Source organism: Pseudomonas sp. A-1, assembly GCF_004801855.1.
Classification (GTDB): Bacteria; Pseudomonadota; Gammaproteobacteria; order Pseudomonadales; family Pseudomonadaceae; genus Geopseudomonas.
Map to the genome: position 1 here is coordinate 1 of NZ_SSTC01000041.1, position 11,123 is coordinate 11,123.

The 11,123-nt window shown below is 67.9% G+C and carries 12 protein-coding genes; 5 read left to right on the top strand and 7 right to left on the bottom strand.

The genetic code is table 11. The features are described from left to right. The 3 genes from E5198_RS11255 to E5198_RS11265 form a co-directional block, all read right to left on the bottom strand. Positions 1-347 (bottom strand): citrate/2-methylcitrate synthase (locus E5198_RS11255; RefSeq protein ID WP_305956038.1); only part of this gene is annotated, 347 nt, incomplete at its 3' end. A 93-nt stretch (positions 348-440) separates the two neighbouring features. Beyond that, positions 441-1,349, bottom strand: coding sequence for a methylisocitrate lyase (gene prpB / locus E5198_RS11260; protein WP_136490087.1), 909 nt, complete (start codon positions 1,347-1,349; stop codon positions 441-443). Continuing rightward, positions 1,346-2,068, bottom strand: coding sequence for a GntR family transcriptional regulator (locus E5198_RS11265; RefSeq protein WP_136490088.1), 723 nt, complete (start codon positions 2,066-2,068; stop codon positions 1,346-1,348). The genes prpB and E5198_RS11265 overlap by 4 nt, the downstream gene beginning before the upstream one ends. Positions 2,069-2,358: 290 nt before the next feature. Between E5198_RS11265 and E5198_RS11270 the strand changes: the two genes are divergently transcribed. The 3 genes from E5198_RS11270 to E5198_RS11280 are packed head-to-tail and all read left to right on the top strand — an operon-like array spanning position 2,359 to position 5,418. Continuing rightward, positions 2,359-2,895 carry an ATP-dependent zinc protease gene (locus E5198_RS11270; protein ID WP_136490089.1) on the top strand — a complete coding sequence of 179 codons (537 nt, stop codon included), beginning with the start codon at positions 2,359-2,361 and terminating at the stop codon, positions 2,893-2,895. A gap of 5 nt (positions 2,896-2,900) precedes the next feature. Then, entirely contained in the window at positions 2,901-4,427 is a 1,527-nt protein-coding gene (locus E5198_RS11275) for an inactive transglutaminase family protein (RefSeq protein WP_136490090.1), read from the top strand. Positions 4,428-4,431: 4 nt separating this feature from the next. Then, positions 4,432-5,418, top strand: coding sequence for an alpha-L-glutamate ligase-like protein (locus tag E5198_RS11280; RefSeq protein WP_136490091.1), 987 nt, complete (start codon positions 4,432-4,434; stop codon positions 5,416-5,418). Between the two features lie 180 nt (positions 5,419-5,598). Here E5198_RS11280 and E5198_RS11285 read toward each other — a convergent pair whose 3' ends face one another. Further along, positions 5,599-6,198: an FMN-dependent NADH-azoreductase gene (locus tag E5198_RS11285; protein ID WP_136490092.1), complete on the bottom strand. Its 600-nt coding sequence runs from the start codon at positions 6,196-6,198 to the stop codon at positions 5,599-5,601. A 20-nt stretch (positions 6,199-6,218) separates the two neighbouring features. Beyond that, positions 6,219-6,938 carry a pirin family protein gene (locus E5198_RS11290; RefSeq protein ID WP_136490093.1) on the bottom strand — a complete coding sequence of 240 codons (720 nt, stop codon included), beginning with the start codon at positions 6,936-6,938 and terminating at the stop codon, positions 6,219-6,221. A 147-nt stretch (positions 6,939-7,085) separates the two neighbouring features. On the opposite strand from E5198_RS11290, the gene E5198_RS11295 reads away from it, so the two are divergent. Beyond that, the gene (locus tag E5198_RS11295) at positions 7,086-7,991 is read left to right on the top strand and encodes a LysR family transcriptional regulator (RefSeq protein ID WP_136490094.1); all 906 of its coding nucleotides are present in this window, start codon (positions 7,086-7,088) and stop codon (positions 7,989-7,991) included. A gap of 59 nt (positions 7,992-8,050) precedes the next feature. Continuing rightward, on the top strand, positions 8,051-9,400 hold the full coding sequence (pabB, locus tag E5198_RS11300) for an aminodeoxychorismate synthase component I (protein WP_136490095.1): 1,350 nt from the start codon (positions 8,051-8,053) through the stop codon (positions 9,398-9,400). On the opposite strand, the gene msrQ is transcribed toward pabB, so the two are convergent. Together msrQ and msrP are read right to left on the bottom strand one after the other, a co-directional pair. Further along, entirely contained in the window at positions 9,384-9,983 is a 600-nt protein-coding gene (msrQ, locus tag E5198_RS11305) for a protein-methionine-sulfoxide reductase heme-binding subunit MsrQ (protein ID WP_136490096.1), read from the bottom strand. The genes pabB and msrQ overlap by 17 nt on opposite strands. 2 nt (positions 9,984-9,985) lie before the next feature. Beyond that, positions 9,986-10,993 (bottom strand): protein-methionine-sulfoxide reductase catalytic subunit MsrP, encoded by a 1,008-nt coding sequence (msrP, locus tag E5198_RS11310; RefSeq protein ID WP_136490097.1) that lies wholly within the window; start codon positions 10,991-10,993, stop codon positions 9,986-9,988. Positions 10,994-11,123: the final 130 nt, after the last annotated feature.

Consider the following 11,123-nt stretch of genomic DNA (forward strand, 5'->3'; position numbering starts at 1 on the left):
AAGCTCTCTTCCGGCTCCAGGTTGCCGAGCATCGAGCAGCCGGTGCGCATGACGTCCATCGGGTGGGCGCTGGCCGGAATGCGCTCGAGCACTTCCTTGAGGGCCTGGGGCAGGTCGCGCTGGGTCTGCAGCTGAGTCAGGTAGGCGTCCAGCTGGGCCTGGGTGGGCAGTTCGCCGTAGAACAGCAGGTGGGCGACTTCCTCGAACAGGCAGTCCTTGGCCAGCTCGCGCACGTCATAGCCGCGGTAGGTCAGGCCGGCACCTTCCTTGCCGACGGTGGACAGGGCAGTCTGTCCGGCGATCTGACCACGCAGACCAGCGCCACTCAGTACTTTTGCTTCAGCCATTGCGTTGTTCCTCTTTTCGAATTTTTAGACGGATACAGCAACCAACAACAGGAGTCTCAATCGGGAGACTCGAATCCTTCCATGCTGCTTTAGTTAGCATTCCCGCGGTTGGATCTTTTCCTGCTTCTTCTGGGCGAACAGCTCGTCGAGCTTGTCCTCGTAGGCGTGGTAGCCGAGGTATTTGTACAGATCGGCACGGGTCTGCATGATCTCGACCACGTTCTTCTGGGTGCCCTGCTCGCGGATCGCCTGGTAGACCTTCAGCGCCGCGGCGTTCATCGCCCGGTAGGCGCCGCAGCAGTACAGCACCATGTCCACGTCGACCGAGGCCAGCTCGTCGCAGGTGAACAGCGGGGTGTGGCCGAACTCGGTGATGTTGGCGAGGATCGGCACGTTCACCGCGGCGCGGAACTGCTTGTACATCGGCAGCTCGGTCATCGCCTCGGGGAAGATCATGTCGGCGCCGGCCTCGACGTAGGCGCAGGCGCGGTCGATGGCGGCCTGCAGGCCCTCACCGGCCAGCGCGTCGGTACGCGCCATGATCACGAAGCTGTCGTCCTGACGGGCGTCGACGGCGGCCTTGATGCGGTCGACCATCTCCTCGGTGCTCACCACTTCCTTGCCCGGACGATGGCCGCAGCGCTTGGTGCCGACCTGGTCCTCGATGTGCACGGCGGCCACGCCGACCTTCTCGAACGAGCGGATGGTACGGGCGATGTTGAAGGCGCCGCCCCAGCCGGTGTCGATGTCGACCAGCACCGGCAGGGTGGTGGCATCGGTCAGGCGGCGGGCGTCGGTCAGCACGTCTTCCATGGTGCTGATGCCGAGATCGGGAATGCCCAGCGAGTTGGCGGCCACACCGCCCCCGGAGATGTACAGCGCCTTGAAGCCGGTGGCCTCGGCCATGCGCCCGGCGTAGGCGGTGATGGCACCGACGATCTGCAGCGGGTTCTCGCTGGCGACGGCGTCGCGGAACTTCTGGCCGGGAGTCTTCTTGGTCATGACTTACCTCGTTGCTTGGCGTTCTTGGGGGAAGCGTCCTGGAAGTGACGCTCGACGTTGCGCTTGGATGCCGCGATGTGCCGGCGCATCAGCAGCTCGGCCAGCTCGCCGTCACGCTCGGCGATGGCGTCGAGAATGCGATGGTGCTCGGCGAAGGCCTGGCGCGGCCGGTTCGGCATGGTGGAGAACTGGATGCGGTACATGCGCACCAGCTGGTACAGCTCGTTGCACAGCAGATTGGCCAGGGTGCGGTTGCCGCTGCCCTGGATGATCCGGTAGTGGAAGTCGAAATCGCCTTCCTGCTGGTAGTAGCCGCGGCCCGCCTGGAACGCCTCGTCGCGCTCGTGGGTGTCGAGCACCCGGCGCAGCTCGTCGATCTCCGCCTCGCTCATGCGCTCGGCGGCCAGGCGGCAGGCCATGCCCTCCAGCGACTCGCGGATCTCGTACAGCTCGAGCAGCTCGGCCGGGCTCAGCGACACTACCCGCGCACCGGCATGCGGCACGCGCACCAGCAGGCGCTGGCCTTCCAGGCGGCGGATCGCCTCGCGCAGCGGGCCGCGACTGATGCCGTAGGCACGCGCCAGCTCCGGCTCGGAAATCTTGCTGCCCGGGGCGATCTCGCCGCGCACGATGGCCGACTGGATGCAGCGGAACACGTGGTCGGAGAGAGTTCCGGACTCCTCGTCCGCCAGCAGACTTTCGGCAAGGGCTTCGCTCATGATTGTCGACATATCAACGATTCGGATGACCAAAAACTAGGGCAAACCCCATTTCATGTCAAACCCACTTAGACGATTGTCGACAATTTTGTGATGGGCGCCCATCCCGTCACGATTCTTGCGTGCCCCTGTCACAGGCCGTGCCAGAGTGGGCAGTCAGCCGGTACCGGCTGTCGCCCACCCCAGACCCGCGTGCTAGAATGCAGCCCGCCCGCGCGGCAGCCGGCCGAGCATCGCCGCCCGCTGCCGCCCCGCCCTTCGGCCCCATCACGCGCCATCGCACAGGACCTATGAGACTCAAGCCCCTCGTCTTGCTACTCAGCCTGCTGATGCCCTGCAGCCTTAGCCTGGCTGCCGAAAAGACCGTCTACGGTCTCAACGAATATGCCCAGCTGCCGGAACTCGGCAGCGTTCTGGCTGCCAAACTCGACACCGGCGCCAAGACCGCCTCGCTCAGCGCGCGCAACATCAAGCGTTTCAAGCGCAACGGCGAGGCCTGGGTACGCTTCAACCTCGGCACCGACGAGGACAGCGCGGCGCCGCTCGAGAAACCCCTGGCCCGCATCAGCAAGATCAAGCGCCGTGCCGGCGACTTCGATCCCGACGAGGGCAAGACCTACACGGCAAGGCCTGTGATCGAACTGGATGTCTGCATGGGCAACACGCTACGCACCATTGAAGTGAACCTGACCGACCGCAGCGCCTTCCAATACCCGCTACTGATCGGCTCCGAGGCGCTCAAGCGCTTCGGCGCCCTGGTAGACCCCAGTCTCAAGTACGCAGCCGGCAAGCCCGCCTGTTCCAACGTTGCACACTCGAACGAGTAAACTCGATGCGCTCTCTCACACTGCACCTGAAAGTCCTCATCGCCATATTGGTGAGCCTGGGCGTGGCGATCACCGCCTACCAGATTTTCGTTCTCGGCATCCCGGTGACCGAGGCGGAAACCGACAATGTCTGGAACATCGACGCCAAGGTGGAATTCCAGGCCAACCCGCGCAACCCGGTCAAGGTGCAGATGTTCGTGCCGCCGCTGGGCCAGGACTTCGTCAGCCTCAACGAGAGCTTCATCTCCAACAACTACGGCGTCAGCGTCAACAACGTCGACGGCAACCGCCGGGTGACCTGGTCGGCGCGCCGCGCCAACGGCCCGCAGACCCTGTACTACCGCATGGTGCTGACCCAGCGCTACAGCACGGAAAAGCCCAAGGAAACCGGGCCGATCTACCGCGAAAGCCTGCCGATCGCCGGCCCCGAGCAGATCGCTGCCGAAGCCCTGCTGGCCCCCATCCGCCAGCACTCGGCCGACGTCGAGACCTTCGTCACCGAGACCATCAAGCGCGTCAACAACCTGAATGACGACAACGTCAAGCTGCTGCTGGCCGGCGACACCTCCATCGAGAAGCGCGCCCGCGTGATCGACCTGCTGCTGTCCATCGCCCACGTGCCGCTGGAGCAGGTCCGCACCATCCGCCTGATCGAGAACCAGGCGCAGACCCCGGAGCTGTGGCTGCGCAGCTTCAACGGCGAGAACTGGCTGTACTTCAACCCGGCCAACGGCCAGCAGGGCCTGCCGCGCGACCGCCTGATCTGGTGGCTGGGCGACGCCCCGCTGCTCAGCATCGACGGCGGCAAGCAGGCGCAGGTCAGCTTCACCCTCAACACCAGCGAGCTGAACGCCATCCGCCTGGCCAAGCAGTCCGACGAGTCGGCCGACGCCGGCTTCCTCGAGTACTCGCTGTACGGCCTGCCGCTGCAGACCCAGCAGACCTACCAGATCATGATCATGATCCCGATCGGCGTGCTGGTGATCCTGATCCTGCGCAACCTCGGCGGCCTGCAGACCCTCGGCACCTTCACCCCGGTGCTGATCGCCCTGGCCTTCCGCGAGACCCAGCTGGGCTTCGGCATCGTGCTGTTCACCATCATCACCGCGCTGGGCCTGTCGCTGCGCTCCTACCTGGAGCACCTCAAGCTGCAGATGCTGCCGCGCCTGTCGGTGGTGCTGACCTTCGTGGTGGTGCTGATCGCGGTGATCAGCCTGTTCAGCCACAAGCTCGGCCTCGAGCGCGGCCTGTCGGTGGCGCTGTTCCCGATGGTGATCCTGACCATGACCATCGAACGCCTGTCGATCACCTGGGAAGAGCGCGGCGGCAGCCATGCCTTCAAGGTCGCCGTCGGCACCCTGATCGCCGCCACCCTGGCGCACCTGCTGATGAGCATCCCGGAGCTGACCTACTTCGTGTTCACCTTCCCGGCGGTGCTGCTGATCCTGGTGGGCTTCATGCTGGCGATGGGTCGCTACCGCGGCTACCGCCTGACCGAACTGTTCCGCTTCAAAGCCTTCCTCAAGGACTGATGCCATGTTCGGCCTGATCAAAACCTGGAAGGCCCTGAGTGCCAAGGGCATCATGGGCATCAACCGGCGCAACGCGGACTACGTGCTGAAGTACAACAAGCGCAGTCTGTACCCGGTGGTGGACGACAAGATCCTCACCAAGGAGCGCGCCATCGCCGCCGGCATCCACGTGCCGGAGATGTACGGCATCATCTCCACGGAGAAGGAGATCGAGAACCTCGACAAGATCATCGGCGAGCACAACGATTTCGTGATCAAGCCGGCGCAGGGCGCCGGCGGTGACGGCATCCTGGTGATCGCCGACCGCTTCGAGGGGCGCTTCAAGACCGTCTCCGGCAAGATCGTCAGCCGCGACGAGATCGAGCAGCAGCTGTCCAGCATCCTCTCCGGCCTGTACTCGCTGGGCGGCGGCCGCGACCGCGCGCTGATCGAGTACCGGGTGACCCCGGACCCGATCTTCAAGAGCATCAGCTACGAGGGCGTGCCGGACATCCGCATCATCGTGCTGATGGGCTACCCGGTGATGGCCATGCTGCGCCTGCCGACCCGCCAGTCCAACGGCAAGGCCAACCTGCACCAGGGCGCCATCGGCGTCGGCGTCGACCTGGCTACCGGCCTCACCCTGCGCGGCACCTGGCTGAACAACCGGATCACCAAGCACCCGGACACCGCCAATGCGGTGGACGGCGTGCAGCTGCCCAACTGGGACGGCTTCATGAAGCTGGCCGCCGGCTGCTACGAGCTGTGTGGCCTCGGCTACATCGGCGTGGACATGGTGCTCGACGTCGACAAGGGCCCGCTGATCCTCGAGCTCAACGCCCGCCCCGGCCTGAACATCCAGATCGCCAACGACTGCGGCCTGACCCATCGCGCCCACGCCGTGGAAGCGCGTCTGGAGGAGCTCAAGGCCAAGGGCATCAAGGAAACCCCGGAACAGCGCGTGCGCTTCTCCCAGGAAGTGTTCGGCCACGTCAAGCCGGTCGAACTCTGACCTGCCAGGCGGGTAGCCTCCGGGCCACCCGCCTGCCCTCCCCCCGTTGCCGGGCGCCAGCCCCGGCACCGCCCTGCGACGCCTCCTGTGCAAACCACACACGCCACAGCGGCCGGAGTTCCGGCAGGCCTGCCGACGGCAAAAGGCGCCTCACGGGCGCCTTTCCTTCTGCGGTGGCGGTCAGGCGATCAGCGCCTCGATCTGCTCCTGCGCCGCGGCGAAGGCCTTGTCGACACCGACCGCTCCCATGGACAGGCCTTCGGCATAGACGAACTCGACCTCGGTCATGCCGAGGAAGCCCAGCATCGTCTTCAGGTACGGCACCTGGGAATCGGCCGGGGTGTCGCGGTAGATGCCGCCGCGGGCCAGGGCGACGTAGACGCGCTTGCCCTTGAGCAGGCCTTCCGGGCCGTTCTCGGTGTAGCGGAAGGTCACCCCGGCGCGGGCGATGGCATCGAACCAGGCCTTCAGCTGCACCGGCACGCCGAAGTTGTACATCGGCACGCCGAGCACCACGACGTCGGCGGCCTGCACCTGGGCGATCAGCGCGTCGTCGAGGGCCACGCGGGCGGCCTGCGCGGCGTCACGCTGCTCGGCGGGCGTGAACAGCGCGCCCAGCGCGGCCTCGTCGAGGACGGGATGCGGCTCGCTGGCCAGGTCGCGCAGCTCGACCACGGCGGCCGGGTGCTGCGCCAGCAGGCGCGCGACAATCGCATCGGCCAGGCGGGTGGAGTTGGCGCCGGCGGAGCGGGCGCTGGCGTTAATCTGCAGGATTTTCATGGTCATTTCTCCTCTGGGGTTCAGTACATCGGCAATTCGTGGGGACGCAGGTCGAACAGCAGCACCTCGGCGTTCTCGCCGGCGCCGAAATCGATCGCGCGGACATCGCGCAGGCGGGCGCCATCGCCGGCCGCCAGGCGCCGGCCGTTGACGGTCAGCACGCCGCGGGCGACCTGCACGTAGGCGTGGCGGCCGGCCGGCAGCTCGAAGCGCTGCGCCTCGGCGCCGTCGAACAGCCCGGCGTAGACGCGCGCGTCCTGGTGGATCGACAGCGAGCCCTGGGCACCGTCCGGCGAGATGATCAGGCGCAGCCGGCCGCGCTTCTCCGCGGCGGCGAAGTGGCGCTGCTGATAGCGCGGGGCGACGCCGCGCCGGCTGGGCACGATCCAGATCTGCAGGAAGTGCACCGGCTCCTCGCGCGAGGCGTTGAACTCGCTGTGCCGCACGCCGGTGCCGGCGCTCATCACCTGCACGTCGCCGGGACGGATCACCGAGCCGTTGCCCATCGAGTCCTTGTGCTCCAGCGCCCCGTCCAGCACATAGGAGAAGATCTCCATGTCGCGATGGGGATGGCTGCCGAAACCGCGTCCCGGCCGCACGCGGTCGTCGTTGATCACCAGCAGGTCGGAAAACCCCATGTGCTCCGGGTCGTAGTAGCTGCCGAAGGAAAAGCTGTGCTGGGAGTGCAACCAGCCGAAGTTGGCGAGGCCGCGCTCCGCGGCAGGTCTGATGTCCAGCATGTCGATCTCCTCTGTATCGGTTCGATACGCGCCGCGCCGAGCTTCGGGGCCTGGCGCTGCGTCATTGGCGATGGAGTCACTCTACCTGCGCACACTGATGCCAAATAGAGGACAATCAAGAACACTCTGTTGCCATTGGAATCAACAATGAACCGACTCGAGGCCATGAGCCTGTTCGCGCGGGTGGCCGAGCTGGGCAGCTTCACCGCGGCGGCCAGCCAGCTCGGCGTGGCGCGCTCGGTGGTCACCCGCCAGATCGCCGCACTGGAAGAGCACCTGGGCGCCAAGCTGATGGTGCGCAGCACCCGGCGCCTGTCGCTGACCTCGGCGGGCAGCGCCTACCTGGAGAAATGCCGGACGATTCTCGCCCTGGTGGAGGAAGCCGAAGCCGGCGTGATGGAGGAGCGCCTGACGCCCAGCGGCCAGCTGCGCATCAGCCTGCCGCTGAGCTTCGGCCTGCGCCGGCTGGCGCCGCTGCTGCTGGAGTTCACCCGCAGCTACCCGGCGATCCGCCTGGCGATGGACTTCAGCGACCGCCAGCTGAACCTGATCGAGGAAGGCATCGACCTGTCGATCCGCATCACCGGCCAGCTCGCCCCGGGGGAGATCGTGCGCCGGCTCGGCAGCAGCCGCCTGCTCACCGTTGCCGCCCCGCAGTACCTGGCCGAACATGGCCGGCCGCAGCACCCCGGCGAGCTCGCCGGCCATGCCTGCCTGGGGTACTCGCCGCAGGCCAACAACCGGCCATGGACCTTCCAGGTGGAAGGCCGCCCGGAGTCCTTCTACCTCCCCTTCCGTCTGCAGGCCAACAACGGCGATGCCCTGGCCGCGGCCGCCGTGGAGGGACTGGGCATCAGCATGCAGCCGGACTTCATCGTCGCCGAGCCGCTCGCCGCGGGAAGGCTGGTCACCCTGCTGGACGACTACGCCCCGCCGCCGCTGGGCATCTACGCGGTGCTGCCGAGCAACCGCTACCTGCCCCACCGCGTGCGGGTGCTGATCGACTTCCTGTCCAGCCGGCTGGCGGATGCCCCGGCCGCGGCCGGCGGCTGAGCCGCCGACGCCCGGCCTGGGGTAGAATTGCGCCGGCCTGCGTTCTTCCGAGCCACACCATGCCCACCTGCGTCATCCATCCCCTGCCCTATCACGCCGACCCGCGCCCGCGTTTCGCCCGCGTGCACGCCGCACCCGGTGCCTGCCTGTTCGACGGCGGCCGGCCGACCAGCCAGCGCAGCCGCTTCGACCTGCTCAGCGCCTGGCCCGAACGGACCCTCGGCCCCGCCCGCGACGAGGACGGCCGTGCCTTCCTCGGCCGCTGCCGGGAGGCGCTGGCGCAGCTTGGCCGCGCCGAGGCGCCGGCGGGCGTCGACCTGCCGTTCACCGGCGGGCTGCTCGGCTATCTGGCCTACGACTTCGGCCGGCGCCTGGAGCGCCTGCCCGAACAGGCCGAGGACGACCTCGCCCTACCCGATGCCGCCCTCGGTCTGTACGCCTGGGCGCTGGTCAGCGACCACGTGCGGCGGACCTCGCAGCTGGTGTTCCACCCGAGCCTCGCCGCCGAACGGCGCGCGGAGCTGATCGCCCTGTTCGAGGCCGATGCGGCCGGCCCGGCCGGCGACTTCCGCCTGCTGGCTCCGTTCGCCGCGGCCATCGATGCCGCGCAGTACCGCGCCGCCATCGGCAAGGTGCAGGACTACATCCGCGCCGGCGACTGCTACCAGGTCAACTTCACCCAGCGCTTCCAGGCGCCCTGCCAGGGCGACCCGTGGCTCGCCTATACCCGCCTGCGCGACGCCTGCCCGACCCCATTCGCCGGCTACCTGGCGCTGGACGACGGCGCCGTGGTCAGCCTGTCGCCGGAGCGCTTTCTCAGCGTGCACCAGGGACAGGTGGAAACCCGGCCGATCAAGGGCACCCGCCCGCGCGGACGCGACGAAGCGGAGGACCGGCTGCTGGCCGCGCAGCTGCAGGCCAGCACCAAGGACCGCGCCGAGAACCTGATGATCGTCGACCTGCTGCGCAACGACCTGGGGCGCAGCTGCCGAATCGGCTCGGTGAAGGTGCCCGAGCTGTTCGCCCTGGAGAGCTACCCCAACGTCCACCACCTGGTGAGCAGCGTGACCGGCGAGCTGGCCGCGGGCCTCGACGCCTTCGACCTGCTGGCCGGCGGCTTCCCCGGCGGCTCGATCACCGGCGCGCCGAAGATCCGCGCCATGCAGATCATCGACGAGCTGGAGCCGACCCGCCGCGCGATCTACTGCGGCTCGCTGCTGTACGTCGACTGCCGCGGCGAGATGGACAGCTCGATCTGCATCCGCACCCTGCTGATCCGCGGCGGCCGCGCCAGCTGCTGGGGCGGCGGCGGCATCGTCCTCGACTCCGACTGGCAGGCCGAATACGAGGAGTCGAAGACCAAGGTCCGCGTGCTGCTGGAAACCCTGCAGGCTACCCTGCCCGCCTGAACACGCCGCTCAGGCGCGCCAGCAGCCAGGGCCAGCGCAGCGCCAGCAGCAGCGCCGCCGCCGCGGCATAGACCAGCCACTCGCCGAGGTCCGAGCGCACCACCCAGAGAAAATGCAGCAGGGCCAGCACGAGGGCCAGGTAGACCAGCCGGTGCAGGCGCTGCCAGCCAGCGCCGAGGCGGCGCATGCTGGCGCGATTGGAGGTCAGCGCCAGCGGCAGGAGCAGCGCCCAGGCGGCGAAGCCGACCAGGATGTAGGGCCGCTCGGCCAGCTCCGTGCCCAGCGCGCCCGGATCGAAGCCGAGCAGGAACGCCAGCCAGGCGAGCAGGTGCAGGCAGGCATAGGCGAAGCACCACAGGCCGAGCTGGCGCCGCAGGCGCAGCCAGCCGGGCCAGCCGCTCAAGCGGCGCAGCGGCGACAGCGCCAGGGTCAGCAGCAGCAGGCAAAGAGCGCCCTGCCCCAGTCGCTCCAGCAGCACCTTGCCCGGATCGGGACCGAGCAGCCCGCCCAGCGCCTGATACAGCCAGAACCCCGGCACCGCCAGGGCGGCGGCGAACACCGCCAGACGCACGGCCAGCAACATGCTCAGTACTCCCGGTGCAGGTCCATGCCGGCATAGAGGCCGGCGACCTCCTCGGCATAGCCGTTGAACATCAGGGTCGGGCGGATGTTCGGGCTGAACAGACTGCTCGGCAGACGCCGCTCGCGGGCCTGGCTCCAGCGCGGATGATCGACCTGCGGGTTGACGTTGGCATAGAAGCCGTATTCCTGCGGCGCCATGCTCTGCCAGGTGGTGACCGGCTGCTCGGCCACCAGGCTGATCCGCACGATCGACTTGATGCTCTTGAAGCCATACTTCCAGGGCACCACCAGGCGCAGCGGCGCGCCGTTCTGGTTGGGCAGGATGCGCCCGTACATGCCGACCGCCAGGATGGTCAGCGGATGCATCGCCTCGTCCAGGCGCAGCCCCTCGACGTAAGGCCAGTCGATCCGCGCGAAGTTGGACGTCACGCCGGGCATCACCCGCTCGTCGACCAGCGACTCGAAGCGCACGTAACGCGCATTGGCGGTCGGCTCCACCTTCTTCAGCAGCGCGGCCAGCGGAAAGCCCAGCCAGGGGATCACCATCGACCAGGCCTCGACGCAGCGCAGGCGGTAGATGCGCTCCTCCAGCGTCTGTTCGGAGAACAGCTCCTCCAGGCCATAGCGCCCCGGCCTGGCCACCTCGCCGTCGACCTGCACCGTCCAGTCGGCCGTCGACATCCGTCCGGCATTGGCCGCCGGATCGCCCTTGTCCGGGCCGAATTCGTAGAAGTTGTTGTAGTCGGTGGCCGCCGACCAGGGCGTCAGCGCCTCGTCTTGCGGCGCGTCCTGCCAGCGCACGCCCTGCAGCTGGCGGGCGAACCATTCCGGCGCCGCGGCTTCCGGCACCTGCCCGTAGCGCGCCGTGCCGGCCAGCAGCCAGTCCGGCAGCAGGCTGCCGGCGAGCAGCACGCCGCTGGCGGCCATGAAGCGTCGCCGCTCGCGGTAGACGACTTCCGGGGTGATTTCCGAGGATTTGCAGTCCGCGCGGGAACTTCGTCTGATCAGCATGCGGCACTCCGAAGAACAGTAAGAATCACCGGCCGATGGTAGCCAAGCCCACCCGGCCGCGCATCCGCCGCCGCGAATCCCGGCGATGAGACGAACAGCATTCCCCCCGCGCCGGCGGATGCCTAAAATC

Bases quoted from the DNA above. Each gene is read 5' to 3' on its own strand.
- E5198_RS11280 (WP_136490091.1), top strand. From the start codon at position 4,432: ATGTTCGGCCTGATCAAAACCTGGAAGGCCCTGAGTGCCAAGGGCATC.
- E5198_RS11290 (WP_136490093.1), bottom strand. From the start codon at position 6,938: ATGCTGGACATCAGACCTGCCGCGGAGCGCGGCCTCGCCAACTTCGGC.
- E5198_RS11295 (WP_136490094.1), top strand. From the start codon at position 7,086: ATGAACCGACTCGAGGCCATGAGCCTGTTCGCGCGGGTGGCCGAGCTG.
- E5198_RS11285 (WP_136490092.1), bottom strand. From the start codon at position 6,198: ATGAAAATCCTGCAGATTAACGCCAGCGCCCGCTCCGCCGGCGCCAAC.
- prpB (WP_136490087.1), bottom strand. From the start codon at position 1,349: ATGACCAAGAAGACTCCCGGCCAGAAGTTCCGCGACGCCGTCGCCAGC.
- msrQ (WP_136490096.1), bottom strand. From the start codon at position 9,983: ATGTTGCTGGCCGTGCGTCTGGCGGTGTTCGCCGCCGCCCTGGCGGTG.
- msrP (WP_136490097.1), bottom strand. From the start codon at position 10,993: ATGCTGATCAGACGAAGTTCCCGCGCGGACTGCAAATCCTCGGAAATC.
- E5198_RS11265 (WP_136490088.1), bottom strand. From the start codon at position 2,068: ATGAGCGAAGCCCTTGCCGAAAGTCTGCTGGCGGACGAGGAGTCCGGA.
- pabB (WP_136490095.1), top strand. From the start codon at position 8,051: ATGCCCACCTGCGTCATCCATCCCCTGCCCTATCACGCCGACCCGCGC.
- E5198_RS11275 (WP_136490090.1), top strand. From the start codon at position 2,901: ATGCGCTCTCTCACACTGCACCTGAAAGTCCTCATCGCCATATTGGTG.
- E5198_RS11270 (WP_136490089.1), top strand. From the start codon at position 2,359: ATGAGACTCAAGCCCCTCGTCTTGCTACTCAGCCTGCTGATGCCCTGC.